The sequence below is a fragment of the Brevibacterium antiquum CNRZ 918 genome (genome assembly GCF_900169145.1).
Taxonomy (GTDB): domain Bacteria; phylum Actinomycetota; class Actinomycetes; order Actinomycetales; family Brevibacteriaceae; genus Brevibacterium; species Brevibacterium koreense.
Genome location: NZ_FXZD01000001.1, coordinates 98982 through 123546 on the forward strand (window position 1 = coordinate 98982; position 24565 = coordinate 123546).

At 62.4% G+C, this 24565-nt stretch carries 21 protein-coding genes; 12 read left to right on the top strand and 9 right to left on the bottom strand.

The features are described 5' to 3' along the window. Positions 1-24: 24 nt before the first annotated feature. On the bottom strand, positions 25-846 hold the full coding sequence (locus tag BANT918_RS00420) for an N-acetylmuramoyl-L-alanine amidase (protein WP_101618480.1): 822 nt from the start codon (positions 844-846) through the stop codon (positions 25-27). 127 nt (positions 847-973) lie between these two features. Here BANT918_RS00420 and BANT918_RS00425 point away from each other — a divergent pair, with 127 nt between their 5' ends. Continuing rightward, on the top strand, positions 974-3085 hold the full coding sequence (locus tag BANT918_RS00425; RefSeq protein WP_101618481.1) for a DNA gyrase/topoisomerase IV subunit B: 2112 nt from the start codon (positions 974-976) through the stop codon (positions 3083-3085). 70 nt (positions 3086-3155) lie between these two features. Here the strand turns inward: BANT918_RS00425 and BANT918_RS00430 are convergent, their stop codons facing one another. Both BANT918_RS00430 and BANT918_RS00435 read right to left on the bottom strand, forming a co-directional pair. Further along, the gene (locus tag BANT918_RS00430) at positions 3156-4049 is read right to left on the bottom strand and encodes a M56 family metallopeptidase (protein ID WP_101618482.1); all 894 of its coding nucleotides are present in this window, start codon (positions 4047-4049) and stop codon (positions 3156-3158) included. Positions 4050-4067: 18 nt separating this feature from the next. After that, positions 4068-4430: a BlaI/MecI/CopY family transcriptional regulator gene (locus BANT918_RS00435; protein WP_009884389.1), complete on the bottom strand. Its 363-nt coding sequence runs from the start codon at positions 4428-4430 to the stop codon at positions 4068-4070. Between the two features lie 290 nt (positions 4431-4720). Between BANT918_RS00435 and BANT918_RS00440 the strand changes: the two genes are divergently transcribed. Genes BANT918_RS00440 through cydC form a run of 3 tightly spaced genes read left to right on the top strand, consistent with a single transcriptional unit; the run spans position 4721 to position 10767 of the window. Beyond that, positions 4721-6292 carry a cytochrome ubiquinol oxidase subunit I gene (locus BANT918_RS00440; RefSeq protein WP_101618483.1) on the top strand — a complete coding sequence of 524 codons (1572 nt, stop codon included), beginning with the start codon at positions 4721-4723 and terminating at the stop codon, positions 6290-6292. Between the two features lie 12 nt (positions 6293-6304). After that, positions 6305-7327, top strand: coding sequence for a cytochrome d ubiquinol oxidase subunit II (gene cydB, locus BANT918_RS00445; RefSeq protein WP_101618484.1), 1023 nt, complete (start codon positions 6305-6307; stop codon positions 7325-7327). Beyond that, on the top strand, positions 7324-10767 hold the full coding sequence (gene cydC, locus BANT918_RS00450; protein WP_101618485.1) for a thiol reductant ABC exporter subunit CydC: 3444 nt from the start codon (positions 7324-7326) through the stop codon (positions 10765-10767). Before cydB ends, cydC begins: the two co-directional genes overlap by 4 nt. Here the strand turns inward: cydC and sepH are convergent. Further along, positions 10742-11815: a septation protein SepH gene (sepH, locus tag BANT918_RS00455; protein WP_101618486.1), complete on the bottom strand. Its 1074-nt coding sequence runs from the start codon at positions 11813-11815 to the stop codon at positions 10742-10744. The two genes, cydC and sepH, sit on opposite strands and share 26 nt — an antisense overlap. A gap of 207 nt (positions 11816-12022) precedes the next feature. Here sepH and BANT918_RS00460 point away from each other — a divergent pair, with 207 nt between their 5' ends. Then, complete coding sequence (locus tag BANT918_RS00460; protein WP_101618487.1) at positions 12023-13129, top strand: ferrochelatase; 1107 nt, start codon at positions 12023-12025, stop codon at positions 13127-13129. A gap of 93 nt (positions 13130-13222) precedes the next feature. Here the strand turns inward: BANT918_RS00460 and BANT918_RS00465 are convergent, their stop codons facing one another. After that, the gene (locus BANT918_RS00465; RefSeq protein ID WP_101618814.1) at positions 13223-13450 is read right to left on the bottom strand and encodes a hypothetical protein; all 228 of its coding nucleotides are present in this window, start codon (positions 13448-13450) and stop codon (positions 13223-13225) included. A gap of 286 nt (positions 13451-13736) precedes the next feature. Between BANT918_RS00465 and BANT918_RS00470 the strand changes: the two genes are divergently transcribed. Beyond that, complete coding sequence (locus BANT918_RS00470; RefSeq protein ID WP_092107696.1) at positions 13737-14036, top strand: DUF4193 domain-containing protein; 300 nt, start codon at positions 13737-13739, stop codon at positions 14034-14036. 111 nt (positions 14037-14147) lie between these two features. On the opposite strand, the gene BANT918_RS00475 is transcribed toward BANT918_RS00470, so the two are convergent. Continuing rightward, on the bottom strand, positions 14148-14603 hold the full coding sequence (locus tag BANT918_RS00475) for a DUF3093 domain-containing protein (protein ID WP_101618488.1): 456 nt from the start codon (positions 14601-14603) through the stop codon (positions 14148-14150). Positions 14604-14667: 64 nt separating this feature from the next. Here BANT918_RS00475 and dut point away from each other — a divergent pair, with 64 nt between their 5' ends. Genes dut through BANT918_RS00490 form a run of 3 tightly spaced genes read left to right on the top strand, consistent with a single transcriptional unit; the run spans position 14668 to position 16400 of the window. After that, entirely contained in the window at positions 14668-15141 is a 474-nt protein-coding gene (gene dut, locus BANT918_RS00480; protein ID WP_180957251.1) for a dUTP diphosphatase, read from the top strand. A 6-nt stretch (positions 15142-15147) separates the two neighbouring features. Next, positions 15148-16020, top strand: coding sequence for a DUF3710 domain-containing protein (locus BANT918_RS00485; RefSeq protein WP_101618489.1), 873 nt, complete (start codon positions 15148-15150; stop codon positions 16018-16020). Positions 16021-16025: 5 nt separating this feature from the next. After that, on the top strand, positions 16026-16400 hold the full coding sequence (locus tag BANT918_RS00490; protein WP_101618490.1) for an OB-fold nucleic acid binding domain-containing protein: 375 nt from the start codon (positions 16026-16028) through the stop codon (positions 16398-16400). Between the two features lie 67 nt (positions 16401-16467). Here BANT918_RS00490 and BANT918_RS00495 read toward each other — a convergent pair whose 3' ends face one another. Together BANT918_RS00495 and BANT918_RS00500 are read right to left on the bottom strand one after the other, a co-directional pair. Beyond that, the gene (locus tag BANT918_RS00495; protein ID WP_101618491.1) at positions 16468-17133 is read right to left on the bottom strand and encodes a potassium channel family protein; all 666 of its coding nucleotides are present in this window, start codon (positions 17131-17133) and stop codon (positions 16468-16470) included. Further along, entirely contained in the window at positions 17130-17801 is a 672-nt protein-coding gene (locus BANT918_RS00500) for a potassium channel family protein (RefSeq protein ID WP_101618492.1), read from the bottom strand. The genes BANT918_RS00495 and BANT918_RS00500 overlap by 4 nt, the downstream gene beginning before the upstream one ends. Positions 17802-17937: 136 nt before the next feature. Between BANT918_RS00500 and BANT918_RS00505 the strand changes: the two genes are divergently transcribed. Together BANT918_RS00505 and BANT918_RS00510 are read left to right on the top strand one after the other, a co-directional pair. Then, positions 17938-19848 (top strand): APC family permease, encoded by a 1911-nt coding sequence (locus BANT918_RS00505; protein ID WP_101618493.1) that lies wholly within the window; start codon positions 17938-17940, stop codon positions 19846-19848. A gap of 6 nt (positions 19849-19854) precedes the next feature. Continuing rightward, a complete protein-coding gene (locus tag BANT918_RS00510) occupies positions 19855-21168 on the top strand; it encodes a class I SAM-dependent RNA methyltransferase (RefSeq protein ID WP_233429194.1) in 1314 nt (437 codons plus the stop codon). Positions 21169-21240: 72 nt separating this feature from the next. On the opposite strand, the gene BANT918_RS00515 is transcribed toward BANT918_RS00510, so the two are convergent. Then, positions 21241-21432 (bottom strand): hypothetical protein, encoded by a 192-nt coding sequence (locus tag BANT918_RS00515; RefSeq protein ID WP_101618494.1) that lies wholly within the window; start codon positions 21430-21432, stop codon positions 21241-21243. 275 nt (positions 21433-21707) lie between these two features. Between BANT918_RS00515 and acnA the strand changes: the two genes are divergently transcribed. Beyond that, positions 21708-24392, top strand: a complete 2685-nt coding sequence (gene acnA / locus BANT918_RS00520; protein WP_101618495.1) for an aconitate hydratase AcnA — start codon at positions 21708-21710, stop codon at positions 24390-24392. Positions 24393-24565 lie beyond the last annotated feature (173 nt).

The following is a 24565-nucleotide window of genomic DNA, read 5'->3' on the forward strand; positions in this document are numbered from 1 at the left end:
AGTTACGCTGCCGATCGAGCAGGTTCAGTACCAGTCGACGATGCCCTGCATCAGGGCTTTGGCGTATTTCTGCTGACCGGACTTCGACTCCATCGTCTTGGCCTCGCTGGGGTTGCGCATCTCGCCGCATTCGACGATGACGGCCGGCACCGAGGCGTTGTTGAGGCCGGCCAGATCAGGACGGCGGCTGATCGCATTCTTGCCATATGCCTTGTTGGGCGTGAAGTCGGCGGCCAATGCCTGGCTCATTGCATCGGCGAGGCGGTTCGAATCGTCCTCGGCCTTCTCGGACCTGCCCGGCTGCGCGACGATGACATGGAAGCCCTTGGCCTTCGTCGATTCGCTTCCGTTGGCGTGGATGCTGATCATGAGGTCGGCGTCATCGGCGAATGTACCGCGTTCGTCGACGCAGGGGCCTACACTGTCGTTGTCATCGCGACTCATGACAACCTCGGCGCCGGCATCTTCTAGGTCGTGCTTCAGTTTCTGACCGACGCCCCAGGTGAAGTCGGATTCAGGGTAGTCGGAGTCGGTTGCCGTTCCCGTGGTGTTGCACGCCTTGGTCCCGCCTCGTCCATCGGGCACCGGGCGAGTGATCGTGTTCGGGTGCGAGGCGTTGCCGCCGTTGTGGCCGGGGTCGATGGCGACGGTGCGACCGCTGAGATCGGTTCCGGGCTGTGTCGTCGGGGCGTCCCGGGCTTCAGAGCCCTTGGGGTCAGACATCCCTTCGGGCGCCACCGGAGTGGATGAGTCGGGTGGAGGCGGGTTCGAACCGCACCCGGCCAGCCCCTGCAGTGCGAGAATGGCGCACAGGACGGGGATCAGAGCGCGGCGAGGTGGAGACATGGTGCCATTGTTCCAGCAAATATGCCGCCAACGGTGGCATTCGGCGCAATCGGAGCGAGACACGGCTCGCAATGGCATCGACAGATCGGGTTGAGCGATTAGAATTTAATCGAACGAGAGGAAGCGTGTGGAAGAGGAAAGTTACGGTGCCAGGCATCTGTCCGTGTTGTCGGGCCTCGAGGCAGTTCGCAAACGCCCGGGCATGTACATCGGGACCACGGATTCCCGAGGGCTGATGCACTGCCTGTGGGAGATCATCGACAATGCCGTCGATGAGGCTCTGGGCGGCTTCGGCAAGTCGATCCTCATCGAACTGGAACCTGATGGTTCGGTGGCGGTCACGGACAGCGGACGGGGCATCCCCGTGGACATCGAGCCCAAGACCGGGTTGACCGGCGTCGAGGTGGTCCTGACCAAACTCCATGCCGGAGGCAAGTTCGGTGGCAGTTCTTATGCCGCGTCCGGTGGTCTCCACGGCGTCGGCGCCTCCGTCGTCAACGCACTCTCCGCCCGGCTCGATGTCGAAGTCACACGTGGATCCAAGGTTCACAAGATGTCCTTCCACCGAGGTGTGCCGGGACGTTTCGACGATTCCTCCGGCCAGCCCGGCCCCGACAACCCGTTCGAAGAATTCCAGGAGCCGACCGGACTCGACGTCGTCCGAAAGGCGAAGAGGGGAGTCACGGGCACCCGCGTTCAGTATTGGGCTGACCCGCAGATCTTCCTGTCCAAAGCCCAGTTCGACTACCAGCACCTCGTCGAGCGTGCACGCCAGACGGCGTTCCTCGTCCCTGGGCTCGAGCTGCGGATCGAAGACCGTCGTGGAGTCGCTCGTGACGAGACCGGCGAGGTCATCGCCGAACGCCTCGAGGTCTTCCGCTTCGACGGCGGCATCACCGAATTCGTCGACCATCTGTCGATTGACCCTCCGATGACGGACACCTGGCGTCTGCAGGACACCGGAAAGTTCAGCGAGACAGTACCGGTGCTCGACTCCTCGGGTCACCTGGTCTCGAAAGAGGTCGAGCGCGAAGTCGGCGTTGACATCGCCCTGCGGTGGGGGACTGGCTATGACACGAAGGTCAAGTCCTTCGTCAACGTCGTGTCCACTCCCCACGGCGGAACCCACTTGGCAGGCTTCGAACAGGCCAGCCTCAAGGCCATGCGCAAGGCCGTCGAGGCCAACGCCCGCAAACTCAAACTGGGCAAGGACAAGCTCGAAAAAGACGACGTCCTGGCCGGTTTGACCGCTGTGATCACGGTGCAGCTGGCCGAGCCTCAGTTCGAAGGGCAGACCAAGGAAGTCCTGGGTACGGCTGCGGTCAAACAGATCGTGGCAAAAACGGTTGAGAAGCAGCTGGGCGAAATCCTGTCTTCGACCAAGCGCGCAGAGAAGCAACAGGCTGCCGTCCTCATGGAGAAGGTGGTCGCAGAGCTCAAGTCGCGCATCTCGGCCCGCACACACAAAGAGAACCAGCGTCGCAAAACTGCGCTTGAAGCGTCGTCTCTGCCAGCCAAACTCTACGACTGCCGTGACAACGGGGTGGAGAACACGGAGTTGTTCATCGTCGAGGGTGACTCCGCGATGGGAACCGCGAAAGCTGCTCGCAACTCCGACCATCAGGCACTGTTTCCGATCCGCGGCAAGATCCTCAACGTGCAGAAGGCATCGTTGTCGGACATGTTGGCCAACGTCGAATGTGCTGCACTGATCCAGGTCATCGGGGCCGGGTCCGGCCGCAGCTTCGACATTGATGTGGCCCGCTACGGACGTGTCATCATCATGACCGATGCTGACGTCGACGGCGCTCACATCCGCACCCTGCTGCTGACCCTGTTCTTCCGTTATATGAAGCCACTGGTCGAACAGGGACGAGTGTTCGCGGCTGTGCCGCCCCTGCACCGTGTGGAGGTGGTCACGAAGCGGGGCACGCCCAACGACGTCATCTACACGTACAGCGAGGCAGAACTCCATGCACTGCTGAAGAAGCTGGAGAAGTCGAAGAAGACGTACAAGGAACCCATCCAGCGCTACAAGGGACTTGGCGAGATGGATGCCGACCAGTTGGCGGAGACCACGATGGACCCGAGCATGCGCACACTGCGTCGGGTCACAATGGCCGACGCCGAGGCGGCAGAGAACACCTTCGAGCTTCTGATGGGCTCGTCTGTCGGCCCGCGAAAAGACTTCATCGTCTCGGGAGCCGCTGTTCTCGACGCCGAACGCATCGATAGCTGAGTCAAGCATGTGAGCCCTCCGGGAGTCGAACCGGTGGGCTCCGGAGGGTCCACCGGAGTGGCGCGGCGAGTCAGAATCCGGGAGCGATGGGGACGAAGAGCAACAGGCTGGGGGCGAGCAGCAAGCCCAATGCTACGAGGGTCGACGTCACGCGCACCGGCACCCGCGCAGGGTCCAGGGGCCGTGAGAGACGGTCGATGCGCTGGTCGGACAGATCGCTGCGATGTTCGGGGCTGATGCGTGCCGCTTCACGCACTGCCTGCGACAGAATCGCCGGGTCGACATCTTCGCGCGCTTGGTCATCGGCCATGAGTTCAATCAGGCCATTGACGGAGTTGAGGCCGATCGCGGTGGCCGAGAAGAACGGCAGAGCACGGTGCCACGCGGCGAAGGGAATCACGAGCACGTCGTGGCGGAAGTCCAGATGAGCTCTCTCATGGGCGATGACGGCCGTGCGCTCGTCCTCGCCGAGGACTTCGAGCAACCCGGTTGAGAGCACCGTAGTGCCTTTGCGCGGACCCTGGGGCAGGCAATAGGCGACAGCCTCATCGGTCGTGATGATCCGCGTATCCGAGTACGTCGCGGACGGTTCGCTGAGCAGATGCAGGATCTCATCATGGCGAATTCGAGTCTTGCGCGCGGAGTAGAACGTCAGGGCGAGGCATCCCAACAGTCGTCCGATGAGTGCCACCGCGATGATGAGGAAAATCCAGGCGAAGACAGTGAGATGAGCGTGCGACTGTCCTCTGGCAAGCTGCCAAAGCCCCTCAGGCAGGCTGCGCGAGGCGGGGGCAACAGCGAAAGCCAGCGCTGTTCCGATGAGTGAGAGGCCACCGGAAAGGCCGACGGCCTGCCACAGGATGACCTTCGAAATAGGGTCTCCCCGAAAACGGGAGAGCGCGGCCGGAACCGGCCACGCTAAGAGAAATGCAAGTACCGCGAGGACGGATCCCACGATGCTCATGCTCGAAAACGACCTGCTTCAGGAGTTGGTCGAGTGATTGCGTCCCAGCAAATTGCGCAGAGCCTTCGTGTCGGCCTCCGACACGGTGCCGAGGAATCGGGCAAGAACGGCCTGGCGATCCGGAGCCTGTGACAGGACTTCGGTCATCAGCTCTGCGACATGGTCTTCGCGCGTCGAAACCGCGAGGTAGCGATGTGGGCGGATGCTACGGTCGCGAGTGACGAAGCCCTTCTTCTCCAGCCGGGTGAGGACGGTGTGGACGGTGGTCAGTGCGAGGTCGCGTGCTGCCAGCACATCGCGGAGTTCGGCCGCGCTCAATCCATCATCATGTACCCAGATGGCGTCCATGACGCTGCGTTCGAGTTCGCCCAGTGTTCCCACGGTGTCGTTGTCCTTCGAAGAGATGGTTCTTCTTGCCAGTTCAGTCTATCTCTACTGGCTGTCGAATTCCATGTGAAACCGCCCGTGATCCGCTTCGTGGCCGCTGGTGGAGCACCTTTTGGTCACACCGGGGATGTGCACGCCACGTGGAAGTGGAGTGAACGCTAGCGGGCACTGACGCGGAATCTGGGACGGCAGATCTCAGCCGGCAGAATATTGCCGCAAATGTTTCTACGCGATGTAGAATTCTACGCGTTGTAGAAAATCGGTCTTCCACGAACGGAGTACCCATGGACCTGGATCCGGTTCTCATCGGGCGCTGGCAATTCGGCATCACCACCGTCTATCACTTCTGGATGGTCCCACTCACCCTCGGTCTCGGCATGCTGGTTGCGATACTGCAGACCATGTACCACCGCACGGGCAACGAGATGTACCTGCGCAGCACCAAGTTCTTCGGGAAGCTCTTCCTCATCAACTTCATCATGGGCGTGGCGACGGGCCTGGTCCAAGAGTTTCAATTCGGTATGGCCTGGAGCGAGTACTCTCGGTTCGTGGGGGACGTATTCGGTGCGCCGCTGGCGCTGGAGGCGCTGCTCGCGTTCTTCCTGGAGTCCACATTCCTCGGGCTCTGGATCTTCGGCTGGGGCAGGCTCCCGCGTGCGGTTCACTTGGGCAGCCTCTGGTGCGCCGTGATCGGATCATGGATCTCCGCCTACTTCATCATCGTTGCGAACTCCTGGATGCAGCACCCGGTCGGGGTCGAATTGGTTGACGGCCAAGCAGTGATGACCGACGTCTGGGCGGTGATGACGAACAACACGGCGATTGCTGCCTACACTCACACGCTGTGCGGTGCACTCGCGGTCGGCGGCAGCTTCCTGCTCGGAATTTCCTGGTATCACCTGTATCGCCGACGCAAGGACGGCATTGACGCGATCGGGCCCGACGGGAAGGTCCTCGTCGGCTCCGCCCCCGATGTGCCCGGAAGAGATGCCATTGACCACCAGGTGTGGATCCGGTCCCTGCGCATCGGTGCGGTAGTCGGCATCGTCGCATTCCTCGGAGTGGCGATCACCGGCGACATCCAGTCGAAGCTCATGTTCGAACAGCAGCCCATGAAGATGGCCTCAGCCGAGGCTGCTTGCCACGATGGGACAGAGTTCTCGGTGCTCACGATCGGAGATCCCTCCTCGAATGACTGCGATGGAGTTGAGAACGTGTTCGAGATCCCCGGCCTGCTGTCCTTCCTCGCCAAGGGCGACTTCAACACTCCGGTCCACGGAGTGACGACACTGCTTCCTGACTATCAGGATAAGTACGGTACCCACCTGCCCGAGGACGAACGCTACGGGCAGCACTCCGGCGAGAAGATCGACTACCAGCCCATCATGATCGTCACCTACTGGGGATTCAGGATGATGATCGGGTTCGGCATGATCGCCGCCGGAGTCAGCGCTCTGGGGCTGTGGCTGACCCGCAAGGGCACCGTTCCTGCCTCGCCCTGGCTGATGCGCGGTGCGCTCCTGTCCGTGACTGCACCATTCATCGCGAACTCCGCCGGCTGGATCTTCACCGAGATGGGGCGCCAGCCGTTCGTGGTCGCGCCGAATCCTGCTCAACTCGACGGTGTGTACATGTTCACCCAGGCGGCACTGTCGCCCCAACTCACGCCAGCAATGCTGCTGTTCTCGCTGATCAGCCTCAGCCTCGTCTACGGCATTCTCATGGTCGTCGAACTGCGGCTGCTCATCGTCTACATCAGGGGAGGAGTCGCCTCGGCGATGCCCGAGGTCACGAAGACCAACCACACCCCGCGGATCACGAACGACGAAGACGACGTCCTGTCGTTCGCGTACTGAGGAGAAGACACGATGGAAATTCTTGCCACGATCTGGTTCGTCCTCATCATCGTGCTGTGGATGGGGTACCTGTTCCTCGACGGCTTCGACCTCGGAGTCGGAATGCTGATGCCGGTGCTGAGCCGGACCGAACGGCAGAAGCGGGTGCTGCTCAACACGATCGGGCCGACCTGGGACGGCAACGAGGTATGGCTGATCACCGCGGCCGGGGCGACCTTCGCCGCCTTCCCACACTGGTATGCCTCCCTGTTCAGCGCCCTCTACATACCGCTGACACTGTGTCTGCTGGCATTGATCTTCCGCGCCGTCGCCATCGAATACCGCGGCAAGGGACACAGCCAGGCGTGGAAGTCCTTCTGGACCTGGGCGATGGCAGCCGGATCGGCTGGAATCGCGTTCTTCATCGGTGCCATGCTCGCCATCACCTCAAGCGGACTGCCGCTGAATAGCAACGGGGACATCGTGGGTGGGGCCTTCGCCTGGATGGGGTGGCCCGCAGTCTTCGGTGGTCTGGGAGGGGTCGGCTTCGCCCTCGTCCACGGCCTCATCTTCCTGGGTCTGAAGACGCAGGGCGACATACGAGAGAAGGCGCAGCGCTGGGCCCGGAGGCTGCTGTTGCCCGCCTCGATCGGCTTCCTCGTCTGGTTCGGCCTCTCCATCGCCCAGCGCCCGTGGCTTGTCGCCGTGGTCGTTGCAGCGGTGATCGCTCTGGGGGCGGCGTACTTTGCTGTGCGTTCCGGGGCGGAGAAGGCAGCCTTCGTGCTGCACGGGATCTACCTGGTGTCCGGGCTCTTCGCTGTGTTCGCCGGAGCCTATCCCAACGTGCTGCCGTCAACTCTGAACTCGGCGAACTCGCTGACCATCGCCTCGGCGTCCTCATCGGACTACACCCTCACCGTGATGCTGGTGGTGACCGCGATCTGCCTGCCGATCATCATCGGCTACCAGATCTTCAGCTATCGCATGTTCCTGGGCAGGATTGCCGAGACGCACATCCCCGAGGCACACCGTGTGCCGGTGGCGATCAGATCATGAAGTCCCCGCTGCGGATCCTGCTCGATCTGCCGGGTGGCCAGCGCGGGTTCTGTCTCTCTCTGTTCAGCGCTCTGTCGCGCGCAGTCGGCATCGTACTCATCGCCGAGGCTCTGGTGCGACTGATCGTCGGCTCCAGCCCCGTCGCGGTCTGGGCGGTGCTGGGGCTTCTGGGAGCGGCACTGCGGGGGGCGAGCCTCTGGACGGACCACAGTCTGGGGACGTCCCTGGCCGCCGCGCACAAACAGCGGCTGAGGTTCTCGATTCTGCGGTCGCTGCTCACCGGTCCCGGCCAGCCGCGAATGAACACGGCAATCACCGTCACACGCGGCATCGACGACCTCGACGACTACTTCACGACCGTGGTGCCGGCGCTGAGTGCCGCAGCGGTGGTTCCGGTGACGCTGCTTGTGCGCATCGTGTTCACCGACGTCCTCTCGGCGGTCATCATCGCCCTGTGTCTGCCGCTGGTTCCGATCTTCATGATCCTCATCGGCCGCTTCACCGAGGAATCGACGGCAGCCAGCACCACGGCACTCGAGCGCCTGTCCGATCACCTCGCCGAGTTGGCCGAGGGCCTGCCCGTGCTCATCGGCCTGGGCCGATCCAGGGATCACGCGCGCACGCTGCGAGCCCTGGGGGAGAAGTACCACGGCGCCAACCTGGCAACGCTGCGCATCGCATTCCTCTCGAGCCTCGCCCTCGAACTCATCGCCACGATCTCCGTGGCACTGGTCGCCGTCGTCATCGGGCTGCGACTCGTCTCCGGAACCATGGACTTGAGCTCCGGCCTCTTCGTCCTGCTTCTGGCTCCTGAGTGCTTCACGCCGCTGCGTGAACTCGGGGCCGGCTACCATGCCAGCGAGAACGGTCGTGAGGCACGCGATCGTGCCCATGCGCTGATCGCAGGCACCGACAGTGCGTCACGGAAAGGGTTCGACTGCGACGATGCGGCTCGTGACGATGCCGCAGGCGCCCAGCACCGCGTCATCTACCCGAACGGAACGACGATCGAGTGGAACGGTGACTTCCCGACCGCTCCCGGCATCACGGCAGTTCGGGGTGCCTCGGGCGCAGGAAAATCGACGATTCTGGCAGCCCTGACCGGACAGCTGCCCGCCCGGGCCACAACCACAACGACACCGCACCGGGTCGCATTCGTCCCTCAGAGTCCACGTATCTTCGGTGCGACGATCGGCGCTGAGCTCGACGCCTACGGTCTCCCGCACTCACAGCAGGGGACTGCGCTGCGTGGAGCCCGTCTGCCCGAGGACTCGACGCTGTCGACGTCTGCGCTGAGTCCCGGCCAGCTTCGTCGACTCGCATTCGTCCGGGTGGTGCACCTGGTTGAGGGCGAGGCCGAGGCACTCGTCCTCGACGAACCGACCGCTCACCTCGATGATGACAACGCTGCGATCATCATCGACATGATCGCCGAGGCGGCAGCACGTGTGCGTGTCGTCCTAGCCAGCCATGATGACCGGGTAGTCGCACTGGCTGAGGACGAGATCGTCCCCAGAAAGACCAGTGTGAGCACGCACGCAGCAGCGTCAGTGCAGGAGCGTGGCCAGGACGCAGCTTCGGACGCGGATCTGCGGAATCGTGCTGCGGCAGCGACGCACGCCGACCCAGCGACGCACGCCGACCCAGCGACGCACGCCGACCCCGCTGTGGGCACCGTGCCGGCGGTACCCTCGGGCCTTGTCCCGACGGGCAGATCACAGAGCGCGGACATGGTGAGCGAGGACCACAGTTCGTCAATAAGGGGACAGATCACGATTCTGCGACGCCGATGGTCGCTCCTGCGGTCGAGCATGCCACTTGTGACCCCGAACATGATCGTTGCTCTGCTCGCGTCCTGCGCCTCCAGCCTGGCGGCGATCGCGCTGACCGCAGTCTCCGCGTGGCTCATCGTCGAAGCTTCCTACCAGCCTCCCATCATGATTCTCATGGTTGCCATCGTCGGTGTGCGGTTCTTCGGGCTGAGCCGATCAGTGCTGCTCTATCTCAGCCGCCTCAAACTGCACTCGGCGATCTTCGCATCGTTGGGCCGACTGCGCTCTCGTCTCTGGGAGCACTTCGAAGCGGTCGGTATGGGGGATCGGAAGCTGCTGACCTCGGATGCCGCACTGCGCACCATGGTCTCCGATGCCGATGACGTTCGGGATCTGATTCCGCGGACTTTGTTCGCTCCTGTTGCCTCGTCCCTGGTTTTCCTCGCCGTGCTCATCGCCGCCTGGGCCCTCGATCCCACGACGCTGCCGGTGTTCCTGGGCCTCGGTGCTCTCAACCTGGTTCTGCTGCCAGTGGCAGTGATCAGGAGTGAAAGCGGCCTCGCCCGCCGCGTCCGAACTGTCCGCAACCGGATACTCTCTGTCCTGGCACGCGCGTTGAATGCCAAAACAGACCTGCGGGCGAATCGAGCAGACGACACGGTGCTGACGGTGCTCAGTGGCGAAGAGCAGGAGCTGCAGCGTGCTCAACGTCGCTCCTCACACCACTTGGGCTTCGCGCAGCTCTGGCTGCAGCTGAGCACGGTGGGCGCTGCAATGCTCATCGCGATGACATCGTCGGCGCCGACCGAGATCCGGGCCGTCGTCGTTCTCATCGCACTGGGCTCTGCAGATGTCTTCTCACAGTCTCTGCTTGCATTCCGTGCGCTGCCGACCCTCGGCGCTGTCCTCGATCGCATCCCCGCGTTGTCACCCGCCCAGTCGGGTCCTTCGACGGACGATCACAGTGGCAATCACCCCGACGCGACGGCGTTTACTGGCCTCGACCTCGAAGACATCAGTGTCGGGTGGGAGGCCAGTCCAGTCGTCGAGAATCTGGATCTGCGAGCTCAGAGGGGTCGATGGACAGTCCTGCATGGCGACAGCGGCACCGGAAAGTCGACGATGCTGAGCGTGCTGCTGCGCTTCCTGGACCCGTGGTCAGGCTCCTACCGAGCCGAAGACGAGGCAGGCCACGAGACGGACGTGCTCGGTCTGGTGCCAGCGGACCTTGCCGGCAGAATCGCGTGGTGCCCGCAGGAGGCGCATATCTTCCGGTCGACGGTGAGGGGCAATCTGGCGATCGCGCGCAGAGAGGCACCCACCAGCGAGGAGATGTGCGCAGCGTTGACCAGCGCGGGCTTGGACGAATGGGCTGATCAAGCCGGCCTCGACCTCTGGGTCGGCGATCACGGAGCAGAGATCTCCGGAGGACAGCGTCAGCGACTGGCCGTGGCCAGGACGCTGCTGAGCGGAGCTGAAGTGCTCGTGCTCGATGAACCGACGGCGCACCTCGACGATGAGATGGCACAACGGTTGGTGAATGATCTGCGGAAGAACCTTTGCTCACACGCCGTTGTGATGGTCACTCATGATCGCAGTCTGATCGCAGCCGACGATCGACTGGTCGAGTTGGGTGGCGAACTCAGTCGCGCTTCGAGCCGAACATGATCTCGTCCCAGCTGGGGATCGATGCGCGACTGTTCTTCTTCGACTTCGCTTTCGACTCCGTGTCCTTGAACTGATTCGATTCTTCGCTGACACCAGGTTCATTGAGCAGGGACAGCTGATTCTCATCGTCGAATCTGGCGACCTCCTGTGTGGGCTCCTGAGGTTCTTCCGGGTCGACAGATGCCGGGTCCTCGAATGCGAAGACCTCGTCATCGGTGGCCTCCTCAGGCCGTCCTGGCGCGGTGTGGGCACCCTGAGGGTGAGTCTCCGGGTCCTCGGTGACAGCGCGGAGCCTGCCACGGGGCTCGTCGTCGTCTTCATGACGACGACGTTTGCGCAGATTCTCCAAGATCCGCCCGGTCTCCGCCTGGTGGTCCCGGGCAGCGGGAGACGGCTCGGTCTGAGTTGGAGGCGCGGTCGGGGCGTCGATCTCCTCGGTGTTCTTCTGGCGTTGCGCACCGGTTCCGTAGTTCGGGATGGGGCCGGTGTCGGTCGGTCCCGAATCGGCTAGCCATTTCGCTTCGTCGTCGATGGGAGTCAACGACCGGCGGTAGTAGTTCCATCCAGCCGTGCGAGTCCGATCCGCGGCGGTGAAGCTGAGCTGGATGTACCAGTTGCCGTCCTGCTGCTTCCACGCATCCCAGTCCATCGTCTCGATGTCGACATCGCGCATCGCCAGACGAGTCTGGCACAGTTCCACCAGAGGAGTCGGGTCGCCATTGGGGTCATGGTCAGAGTAGATCGGATGCTGACTGGCCGTGTACGCCGTGTGTGCGCGTTCGGCCAGAGCAGGTCGCTCATAGGTGCGGACCTGTTCGACATCGGCGCCCGTGGAGGAGATGACCTCCTCCGCACTCATCCCACCACGGATCATCGCCTGGATGTCGCGAGGGCGGACAGGGGTCTCGGGCTTGACTGTAGTGCGGTCCTTGCGGACAGCGGCGTACAGAGCTTCGTCGAGAGCCAATCGATACTGCAGCCCGTTTTCGTCGTTCAGCAGCAGATGAGTGCCGTCGGCGTCGACTCCGTTCAAGATCAGTTCACGCATGCCTTAAGCTCCTTTATCGCGTCTCCCTGCATCGTGTCACGTCCGGCGCCGCGCGCAGGGCAGATTTGCGCGCGAGTCGTGAAATGACCGCTCTCATGGGTGCGTGGCCGGTCTGTTCGATGGATGGCCGCTCTCAACGGTGAGTGGAACTGGCTCAGTGTGCGGACAACGGGCGCAGACTCTCTGCAAGCTGTAAAATCAGGAACTGTGAATAAAACTGCACCCATTGACGCTCTCGTCCTCATGTCATTCGGGGGACCGGAGGCTCCAGAAGAAGTTGTCCCTTTCCTCAAGAACGTCACCGCTGGCCGCGGAATACCGGAGGAGCGACTCGAAGAAGTCGGTGAACATTACTACGGATTCGGCGGGAAGTCGCCCATCAACGATCAGAACAAAGCCCTCCTGCAGGCCTTGCGCGAAGAGCTCGACCGTCGTGAGATCGAGACTCCGATCATCTGGGGCAATCGCAACTGGGAACCGTATCTGACCGACGAATTGCGTGCCGAGGCGCAGTCCGGGCGGACTCGTTTCCTGTCCATCGACACCTCGGCGTACTCGTCCTATTCATCCTGCCGCCAATATCGTGAGGACTTCGCCAAGACGATTGGCGCACTGTCAGCCGAGGGCATGACCGTCACGATCGACAAGATCCGGCAGTTCTACAACCACCCCGGCTATGCCGAGGCGTGTGCTCTCCTCCTGAGAGAGGGGCTCGCCGATTTCACGAAGCAGGTCGGTGCCCTTGATGCGGAGAAGCATCGGATCCTCTTCGTCACACATTCGATCCCCAACGTCATGCAGGACGCTTCCGCTGTGGAGACCAACGGCTATCGCGCACAGCACGAAGAGCTCATGACCCACCTGTTGAATGGGTTGCCTGCGTCCGAGGCGCTTCCGGCAGAGCTGGTCTACTGCTCCCGTTCGGGGTCGCCAGAGGTTCCATGGCTCGAACCGGATGTCAACGATCGGATGACAGAACTTGCTGCAGATGGGGTCAGCGGTGTGATCCTCGTTCCGATCGGATTCATCTCCGATCACATGGAGGTCGCTTTCGACCTCGATACCGAGGCGAAGGAGACGGCTGCCGAACTCGGCTTCGCCTTCACCCGCGTTGCAACTGTCGGGACGCACCCACTGTTCGTATCGGGACTCGTTGACCTGGTCGAAGAGAGAATCGCACAGCTTCGCGGCGATGAGACGACTGCTCCGACTATTCCCGGCTCCACTGCGCTGGTTCCCGGCAGCGGTGCGTGCAGCATCGAGTGCTGTCGCGGACGCATCGAGCGGACTACCGAACCCAATTGGCCAGCCTGAACGAGGCGTCCCCCAACACTCCTCAGGAAGCAGGAATCCCTCCTCTGCCGGTTGCGCAGGGGAGGGATTCTCGGTATCGATCTTCCTGAGGAGTCAGGACTCTTCCGGGGCGGGAATGACCGGAATCGCTCCGGTCTCTGCTGTGATGACTGCAACGATCGGACCGGTGTCGACATCGTTGCGATCGGCAAGTTCCAAGAGATTCTGCAGTTCGTCGATCAGGGTCTCGACGAGGTAGTCGTCCCCATCGGACCGGGCTTCATGAATGCGATGACGGACATCGTCGATCCTGTTATCGAGTTGATTTGCGAATTCACTCATCGTGTATCCGTCCTTCCTCGGGTCGTGTCCCACGCAGGGGGCGATGCCCGTTTCATTCACCGACAAAATGCTATCGGCGCTATTCGACTCATGTATTCTCGCAGAGCTTTTCGAGAGTCGTATGTGCGAACCGTCACGCAGCGACACATGAGTGACGAGAATCACTGCGAACATGGACGATCTGATCTTGCCAACCGCAACCATACAGTGCACAATGCTGGGGACACGTTTGGCGAGAGGGGTTGAAAATCCTCTTCAGCACACCCGACAGAGAGCGATGAGCCATATGGCAACGGATTACGACGCACCTCGTAAGCAAGACGATGAAATCAAAAGCGATTCGATTGAACAGCTGAAGGCTTCACGCTCGCAGGCGCAGGCTAGCAAGATTGACGAAGATGAGACCGCGGTTGCGGAAGGGTTCGAACTGCCCGGTGCGGACTTGTCGAACGAAGAGCTCTCCGTTCGAGTGCTGCCCAAGCAGAATGACGAGTTCACCTGCATGGAATGCTTCCTGGTTCGCCATCGCTCGCAGTTGGCCAGTGAAGAGGGTGGAGTCCCCATCTGCACGGACTGTGCTGGCTGAAGCTGCTGTCGAACGATACAAGAACGCGCCCTTGTCGGGGCGCGTTTCTGTGTCTCGGCTGGTTCGGTTCCGGGCTCAGCTTCATGGAGGCAATTGCTCAGGGCGGCAGCCTCAGGTCCCGAGTGCCTCGGCGAGCTCCATTGGCCGCTTGCTCGAAACCAGCCAGTAGGGGGTTGGGTCAGACTCATCGTGGATGTCGATCCGCACCGCGCACTTGGCCCAGGGGCGCAGCATGAGGAAGGCCCGAGCGTCTAGACCCGGCCCGCGGGCGGCCCGTGCATCTTCGGCGTCGTAGCCGGTGGCATCGGTGACGTACCGGCGATCGATATGTGCATCACCGACGAAGAGCTGTCGTTCGGTCACGATGATTGAGATCCCGAGCGAACGCAGCCACCAGGCCAGGAGAACGAAGCTGACCACCGGAAGGATGACGGCGCCTGCCGTCCACACCGGGAAGACCATGAGAGCGGTAGAAGCCGCGGCGATCACAATGAGGATCCACATGCCGATGGATGGGCCGAGTTTTTCCGTGTAGACCACGCGTGTTTCGGGTTGAGTCGTTGCCATAGGGCCATTCTCCCATAGCGGACTTTTTGGAAGCGCTCAGGCTTCGGCACTAGAGTGCTTCTTTGTGGTAGAAACCCTGAAGATTGATCTCAAACTGCTTGACGCAGGCATGACTCCTCCCTCGTACGCACACGCGACCGATGCGGGTGCCGACCTGTGCTCGGCGATCGACTTCGTCCTCGAGCCGTTCGAACGGAAGGTCGTGCCCACCGGCATCGCGATCGCCCTGCCGGTCGGCTGCGCCGGATTCGTCCATCCTCGATCGGGACTCTCGAGCAGACACGGAGTCACCGTCATCAATGCTCCGGGCACGATCGACGCCGGTTATCGAGGTGAGATCAAGGTGCCGCTCATCAACCTCGATGCGCACACCCCTCTGCGCGTCTCGCGTGGAGACCGCATCGCCCAGCTCGTCATCCAAAAAATCAAACAAGCAGACTTCACCCTGGTCGAATCGCTGGACGACAGCGATCGCGGTGCAGGGGGCTTCGGCTCCACGGGTGGAGTACAAGCAGGCCTGACCGAGAAAGAGGTGTGAACGACCATGGGACTGTTCTCCCGATTCTCCAAGAAATCTTCCGATGAGAAGATCGACGACACGGTCGATAAGGAGCACGGCGTCGATGACGCTGTGACAAATGACACCGACGCCGAAGACTCGACCGAAGCTGACGCGGACGAGGCCGACTCGAGCGAACCTGCGGACTCGGCCGACGACGAAGACTTGGCGGACTCGACTGACGACCAAGACGTCGACGAGCTCGACGAGGAGGCCGTGCTCGAGAAGTCCGCTCCCTACGACCGGTCTGAGAAGGGCCCGTTCGACGCTGCCGAAGAATTCCCCGAGCTCAACAGACTCGACCTGGGCGCTCTCAAGGTGCCCGTCGTCGACGGCATGCAGGTGCGCCTGGACACGGACGACGACTCGCAGCGGGTGCTGGCGGTGACACTCATCCATGAAGGCGGCGGAATCCAGCTGCAGGCCTTCGCGACACCACGGTCAGAAGGACTGTGGAACACTGTTCGCAATCAGTTGGCGACCGGAGTCACATCGCAGGGCGGCGAAGCCGCGGAGCTGCATACCTCGCTGGGCAGAGAACTGGCTGTCGAAGTTCCAGCCAAGACCGAGGACGGCCGACCAGGGAAGCGTGCCATGCGCTTCGCAGGAGTCGATGGGCCACGCTGGTTCGTCCGTGCAGTGTTTTCCGGCAAGGCCGTCACCGACGAAGAGATCCGGTCCGAACTCAGCGCACTCTTTCGCGGCATCATCGTCGACAGAGGACAGGGTGCGATGGCTCCGCGCGAACTCATCGTGCTCACTGCCCCTCAAGTCGACGCAGATTCCGAGACTGAGGATGAGGACAAGGACGAGCTCAACCCGTTCGAACGCGGTCCGGAAATCACCGAGGTCCGCTGAGTTCCATGCTGGATCTCATCACACGCCTCGTGCGTGACTTCGGGTCGAGGGACGCTGAGGCGCGGGCCGATCTGAGACTGGTGTCCCAGATCCCCGGCGTCGTCAGCGTGCAGGACCTCGCCCCACGGCAGATGTCGAGGATCGCCGGTGTCGTCAGTGCTGTGACGCAGTCATGCAGCGGCGACAGCCCTCGTCTGCACATCACCGTTGCCGATGGGACCGGAGAGGTCCACGCGCAGTTCCTGGGCCGCCGTGAGATCAGCGGAATCAGACCGGGAGCACTGATCGTCCTCGAAGGGCGCTTCTGCGCTCACGACGGGGCGCTGAAGGCCCACAATCCGGTCTACGAGCTGATCCACACCCGGGACGACCAAGAGTGAGCAGAACTGACCACGCATGAGCAGAGCCTCATGGCCAGAGTTCGAGGTCATGGAGCCTAGCGTGAACTCATTGGGTGGGAGACTGCAGCAGATCGAGCAGGGCGCCCTCCTGATCCGGTGAGGAGAGGAAGAACAGTTCGTCTCCGGCCTCGATCACGTCATCGGCGCTGGGCGCGAATGCCCGCGAGTTGCGAATGACCGCGACGAGCACCGTGTCGAGCGGGAATGCGATGTCGCCGATTCGTGAGGCGACGAGCGCGGATGATTCATGGACGGTGAACTCCATCAGACCCGCCTGACCGCGTTCGAAGCTCATCAGATGCACAAGGCCGCCCACCTCGACGGCCTCCTCGACCAATGCAGTCATCAGACGTGGAGTCGACACTGCCACGTCGACGCCCCAGTTCTCGTCGAAGAGCCACTCGTTCTTCGGGTTGTTGACTCGTGAAACGGTGCGCGGAACACCGAATTCCGTCTTCGCCAGCAGAGACAGAACGAGGTTGGTCTTGTCGTCCCCGGTCGCGGCGACGACAACATCGGCCTCCTCGAGCTTGGCCTCACCCAATCCCGCCAGCTCGCAGGCATCCGAGAGCAGCCATTCCGCTCCTGGAATGCGCTCATGGTCCAACGCTTCCTTGCTCTGATCGATGAGCAGGACCGCGTGCTTCTTGTCGATGAGCTCCCGAGCCACTGAACGACCGACGGACCCGGCCCCCGCGATGACGACTCTCATTTCTCCTCCATTGCTCGCACCGGCTGGTCCAGTATCTTCTCGATCTCGCCGAGGCGGTCCACCGGACACATCAGATGGACCAGGTCCCCGTCTTGGAGGAGCAGATCCTCGTGAGCGAGGATGCCCTCGGACAGCCGGGTGACGTAGGCGACCCGCGCCTTGGTCCTGGTCTCGATCTCCTTGATCGGCCTGGCCACCCAGCCGGGATCAAGATGGACTTCGGCGAGCACGAGTCTGCCTGAGGGTTCGCGGAATTCAGTGATGGATCCCTGCGGAACGAGTTTGCGCATCACTTGGTCGGCCGTCCACCTCACTGTGGGAACGGTCGGAATGCCCAGTCGTTCGAACACTTGGGCACGGTTGGGGTCGTAGATTCTGGCCGCGACGTTGACCACACCGAAGGTCTCCCTGGCGACACGCGCGGCGAGGATATTGGAATTGTCGCCGCTGGACACGGCGGCGAAGGCGTAGGCATCCGAAGTCTTCGCCTGGGAGAGAGTCTCGCGGTCGAACCCGATGCCCGTGATTGTGGAGCCGCTGAATTCCCTGCCGAGCTTGAGGAACGCATCGGGGTTGCGGTCGACGACTGCCACCGAGTGCCCATTGGCATCGAGCGCCTTGGCCAAGGACGCTCCGACTCGGCCGCAGCCCATAATCACGAAGTGCATGGGTAATCCTCTCCATATTGATCTACCATTGGTGCCCGTGGCCAGCAGTTTTTCTGATGCCGTCAAAAGACTACTCGTTGGACGGCCCTTCCGCAGTGAGGACAAGCGTACGCCTGCGCTGAAGAAGCGCATCGCAATGCCTGTCTTCGCCTCCGACATGCTCTCGTCCGTGGCCTATGCTCCCGACGAGATCCTGCTGGCACTGTCTCTGACATCTCTCGTCGCTCTCACCGTGGCGCCCTGGATCGGCGTGGCCGTCGGCGCGGTGATCCTGGTGATCGTCGCCTGCTACCGCATCAACGTCAAGGCCTACCCGTCCGGAGGCGGTGACTACGAGGTCGCTTCGAAGAACCTCGGGCCCCGTGCCGGTCTGGTCGTCGCCGCGGCGCTGTTGGTTGACTATGTGCTGACCCTGGCCGTGTCCATGACGGTCTTCGCGGCGTACATTACGACGGCCTTTCCGCTTCTGGCTCCATACCGCGTCCCCGTGGCGATTATCGGGATCCTGCTCATCACCCTGGCCGGACTGCGCGGTTCACGTGCCACGCCGGTGCTGCTTGCGGTCCCCGCCTATCTGTTCTTGGGTGCTGTCTTCCTCACCATGTGCGTGGGCCTGTTGCGGGTCGGCGCCGGAGACCTCCCGCAAGCTGAGACGGCCGACTACACCATTGTCCACAGTGGAATCAACGACGAAGCCACGCTCGGTCTGGCGACGGTCCTCATCGTCCTGCGCGCGTTCTCCTCGGGCTCAGTGGCATTGGCCGGTGTGCAGACGGTGGCCACGGCGGTGCCCGCGTTCAAGAAGCCGCGCGGTAAGAACGCCGGCAACACCCTGCTGCTCTCGGGCCTGCTGGCGGCCCTGATGCTCACAGGTCTGACATATCTGGCCTCGGTGACCGGGGTCAAATACGTCGACGATCCGCACCTCTACCTGATGCGACCCGATGGCAGTGCGGTCAGTGCCGAATACGAACAGGAGCCGGTGCTGGCGCAGCTGGCCCATGCCATCTTCGACAATGCACCGGCGATGTTCTATCTCGTGGTGCTCGTCGCGGCTCTTGTGCTCCTCGTGGCCGCGAACACCGCGGTCGAAGGATTCCCCGGCCTCGCCTCTCGGTTGGCGCGCGACGGCTTCCTGCCCAGGCAGCTGGCGACGAAGGGCGACCGGCTGACGTTTTCGAACGGCATCCTGCTCTTGGCCTTCGCTGCGATCCTGCTCGTCATCGCAACACGAGCCTCTGCGACGACGCTGATTCAGCTCTACCTTGTCGGTGTCTTCGCCAGCTTCGTCCTCGGCCAAGCAGGCATGGTCCTGCACTGGAACAAGCGCCTGCGGCTGGTCATCGACTCGAAGGCGCGGGCGCGCATGCACCTCAACCGACTCGTCAACGGAGCCGGCTGCATCATCGCTTCGGGTGTCCTGCTCGTTGTCATCGTCTCCAAGTTCCTCGCCGGTGCCTGGCTCGCGGTCGTGGCGATGGCCGGGCTGTTCCTGGTCATGGGTGCGATTCATCGTCATTACTCTCGCGTCGCCCGGGAACTGGCACCCGAGGCGGGCGGCGGCTCCCACACCATCCCGTCGAACACCCACGCAATCGTCGTCGTCAACGAGATCAACAAGCCGACACTGCGGGCCCTGTCCTATGCCCGGGTGACACGCTCCAGCCAGCTCGAGGCCATCACCGTGGCCGTGGATGAGGAATCTGCCTCCGCACTGCAGCGGAAGTGGAACGAGATGGCGTTGCCTGTGCCGCTGACGGTCCTCGACTCGCCCTATCGGGAGCTCGTCCGGCCGCTGTTGGCACATGTGCTCGCGATCCGCCGCAGATCCCCGCGTGACCTCGTCATCGTCTATATTCCCCAGTACATCGTGGGACGTTGGTGGGAACACCTCCTGCACAACCAAGTAGCCTTGAAGCTGCGCACTCGTCTGCTGCTGGTCCCCAACGTCGTCGTGGTCTCCGTGCCCTGGCGATTGCGGTCCTTCTCCCGGCAGTACGGCGGCGACGGACCCGACAACGACAATCCACTGTACAGACAGGCTTGAGCACAGATGAGCGCACCTTCTGCCGAAGAGATCCCGGCCATGGATCTGACCCTGCACGTTGAGAGCCCTGCCGCCGGCGGCAGCAGCATTGCTCGCTACGAGGGGCAGGTCGTCTTTGTCACCGGGGCGATTCCGGGCGAGACCGTGCGTGCTCGCACCGAAGCGGGACCGGCTGCGAAGTTCCTGCGCGCCGACGTCACCGAGGTCCTCGAGGCCTCGGAGTTCCGTGTTGGAGACCGACGCCGGCAGTTCCTCACCGAGGATGTCCGAGGCTCGCATCTCTTCGGTGGGATGGAGTTCGCCCATGTCGATCTCGCCCACAGTCGTGAGCTCAAGGCCGAAGTCTTGCGCGATCAGCTCTCCCGCATCGGCCATATCGAGCGCAGCGTCGACGTCGCGGCCGCACCGGGGGAGACCACCGGACTGAACTGGCGGACCCGGGTCCAGCTGGCCGTCGATGGCAACGGCCGCCTGGGCATGCTGGCACCGCGTTCACACGATGTCGTGCCTCTGGCCTCGGCTCCGCTGGCGACACCTGCCATCGCCGAGGTTGCCTTATCCTCACTGCGGCTGCCGGGTGCCGATCGACTCGAGTTCGCCTGGTCAGATGATCGGGGCGCGGCCATCGTGCGCGGTGCCTGTGATCCCGAGGCGCTCACCGACCTCGACCAGGCTCTGCCTGCGCAGTGGTCGGTGCTTGCAGATACGCGAAACGGAACCGGGCGCAAGAGAATCGGCACCAAGGGTGGCCACACCAAGCTGTCCGTGCTCAGGGGAGAAGACCACCTGATCGAAACGGTCTCCGGGCGTGACTACCGGGTCGCGGCCGATGGGTTCTGGCAGGTCCACAAACAGGCTCCGCAGCTGCTGAGCGCGCAGGTCAACAATGCGCTGAGTGACAAGACGCAGATGATCACGGATCTCTACTGTGGTGTGGGGCTGTTGGGAATCAGCGCTGGCAGCGCCACCGGTGCCCGACTCTACGGGGTCGAGGGTGCGAAGTCAGCGATCGAGAACGCGAAGGTGAACGCAAAGGGCCTCAAGGCAGAATTCGACGCGTCCCGGGCAGATCGTGTGACGATTCCGAACTCTGATGTCATCATCCTCGATCCTCCGCGTTCCGGCGCTGGCAAGGCAGTCACCCGAGCGCTGCTCGAATCGAATGCGAAGACGATCGTCTATGTCTCCTGCGACGCGGCCACCCTGGCTCGGGACTTGGCGGTCCTGGTCGACGGGGGATTCGCCATCGAAAGCCTGCGCGGCTTCGACCTGTTCCCACTGACTGCCCACCTGGAAACGGTCACCGTCCTCAGGCGATGACCGGATCGGGACTTCGGCCCGCCTCGGCGAGGGACAGAGCTGAACTCGCGTCCACCTCGGCGGTAGGCGGTGTCAGACTCGCACTCTCTGGGGGAGGAGGACGAGGACGATGAGAGCGATGAAGGTGGTGAGGAAGCCCCATAGTCCCCACCATCCTGAGGAGCGGCCCTTCTCATCGGCCAACGTTCGACAGAGGACGGCGAAGATGATGCCGACGAGGAGTGCACCGAATCCGAATCCGGCTCCGAGGGTGAACGGGTCCATGAATGCTCCTTGTTCGCAGCTGCTGATGTGACTCCACATTAGGGTCTCGACACGCCGATCCGCGCTGGAGTTGTCCGGACCGGCGTCTGGGGGAAACCCGATTCTCAGTTCGCCGACAGACCACTGTCCGAAGGTGGTCAAGGACGAGCAAATAAGATAGAATTTATCTTGACGTCAAGATACTTTTGGAAACATTTGTGTCGCGTAAATCGGTGCGCGGCTCACGGGCTGGCCCGGTTTCTTGGATGAGTGTCGGATGAAACAGGAGAATCACGATGAGCAACGTCGATACGTTCAAATCGAAGAGCACCCTGACCGTAGGCGAAACGGATTATGAGATCTATCGCCTGGATCAGGTCCCAGGGTCCCAGAAGCTTCCATTCAGCCTCAAGGTGCTGATGGAGAATCTGCTGCGCACTGAAGACGGTGCGAATATCACTTCGGAGCATATCGAAGCCCTCGGCAACTGGGATCCCAGTGCCGAACCGGCTACGGAAATTCAGTTCACTCCCGCCCGTGTGGTCATGCAGGACTTCACCGGCGTGCCCTGCATCGTCGACCTCGCGACAATGCGCGAGAAGGTCGTCGAACTCGGTGGCTCACCGGACCAGGTCAACCCGCTGGCCCCGGCCGAGCTGGTCATCGACCACTCGGTTCAGATCGATCACTTCGGCACCACCGACGCGATCGAACTCAACATGGACATGGAGTACAAGCGCAATGGTGAGCGCTACCAGTTCCTGCGCTGGGGCCAGACGGCCTTTGACGACTTCAAGGTCGTTCCTCCGGGCATGGGCATCGTCCACCAGGTCAACATCGAACACCTCGCACGCGTCGTCATGCCGCGTGAGGTCGACGGTGTCCTCCGCGCCTACCCGGACACCCTGGTCGGCACCGACTCCCACACCACCATGGTCAACGGCCTCGGTGTGCTCGGCTGGGGCGTCGGCGGCATCGAAGCCGAGGCAGCCATGCTCGGCCAGCCCGTCTCGATGCTCATCCCTCGCGTTGTCGGCTTCAAGCTGACCGGCGAAATCCCTTCCGGTGTGACCGCAACGGACGTCGTGCTCACGATCACCGATATGCTCCGTCAGCACGGTGCGGTCGGAAAGTTCGTCGAGTTCTACGGCCAGGGTGTCGCTTCGGTGCCGTTGGCCAACCGCGCCACGATCGGCAACATGAGTCCCGAATTCGGTTCGACCGCTGCGATCTTCCCGATCGACGAGGTCACCATCGACTACCTCAAGCTCACCGGCCGTTCGGCCGAGCAGATTCAGCTGGTTGAGGACTATGCCAAGACTCAGGGCCTGTGGCACGACCCCGACAACGAGGTCGAGTACTCGGAATACATCGAGCTCGATCTGTCCACAGTCGTGCCTTCGATCTCAGGGCCGAAGCGTCCGCAGGACCGCATCGAACTCACCGATGCCAAGAACCAGTTCGCCAAGGACATCCACAACTACGCGAAGCCCGGCGAAGAGAACAAATCGGCTCCGGTCACCACAGGCGACGGAGCCAACTTCGAACTGGCCAACGGTGCTGTGGCGATCGCTTCGATCACTTCGTGCACAAATACGTCGAATCCTTCGGTGATGATGGCCGCGGGCCTGCTTGCTCGCAACGCCCGCAAGCGTGGACTCAACTCCAAGCCCTGGGTCAAGACATCGATCGCTCCAGGGTCCAAGGTGGTCACCGAGTACTACGAGAAGGCGAACCTGATCGAGGACCTCGAAGCGCTCAACTTCTTCGTCGTCGGCTACGGCTGCACCACCTGCATCGGCAACTCCGGACCACTCGATTCCGACATCTCGGAAAGCATTCAGGACAACGACCTGGCAGTCAGCGCGGTCCTCTCCGGTAACCGTAACTTCGAGGGCCGCATCAGCCCCGATGTGAAGATGAACTACCTCGCCTCGCCTCCGCTGGTCATCGCCTATGCTCTGGCGGGAACCATGGACTTCGATTTCGAGAACCAGCCCCTGGGCCAGGACTCGGATGGCGTGGACGTCTACCTCAAGGATCTGTGGCCATCGCCGGAAGAGGTCGAGTCGGTCATTGCCTCCTCGATTTCGACCGATATGTTCGACACCGAATACGGTCGGATCTTCGAAGGCGACGATCGTTGGAAGGCACTGCAGACACCGGAAGGTGCGATCTTCGAGTGGGACGATGAGTCGACCTACGTGCGCAAGCCCACCTTCTTCGACGGCATGGGTCTCGAGGCCGAACCTGTCGAAGACATCAAGGGTGCACGCGTGCTGGCGAAGCTCGGCGATTCGGTCACGACTGACCACATCTCACCTGCAGGCTCCTTCAAGGCCGACACCCCGGCCGGTAGGTACCTCATCGAGCATGGCGTCGAGCGCAAGGACTTCAACTCCTTCGGTTCGCGTCGCGGCAACCACGAGGTGATGATCCGCGGTACGTTCGCGAACATCCGCCTGCAGAACCAGCTCCTCGACGGAGTCCAGGGTGGCTTCACCCGCGACTTCACTCAAGAGGGCGGTCCGCAGACTTCGATCTACGACGCATCAGTGAACTACGCCAAGGACGAGACTCCTCTGGTCATCCTCGGCGGCAAGGAATACGGATCGGGATCCTCGCGTGACTGGGCGGCCAAGGGCACCAAGCTGCTCGGCGTCGAAGCCGTCATCACCGAGAGCTTCGAGCGCATCCACCGTTCGAACCTCATCGGCATGGGCGTCCTGCCTCTGCAGTTCCCCGTCGGCGAATCGGCTGATTCGCTGGGACTCGACGGCACCGAAACCTTCGCGGTCTCCGGTATCACCGAGCTCAACGAAGGACAGGTCCCGAAGACCGTCAAGGTCTCTGCGGCGAAGGAAGACGGCACCACCGTCGACTTCGATGCAGTGGTCCGCATCGACACTCCGGGTGAAGCCGATTACTACCGCAACGGCGGCATCTTGCAGTACGTGCTGCGTCAGCTCGCAACAGCGTGATCCGGGCCCGTCGTCTCAGTGACGACGGCTCCGATCAGCTCCAGCGCTGAGGGACGAAGGCCGGTGGGTTCAACCCACCGGCCTTCGCCGTACCCAGGCGCCATGGGTGGGTCGATGAAAGTGGAACCAGACACAATCGGCCCTAGCCGAACCTGGGGGTGGACGAACTCTGC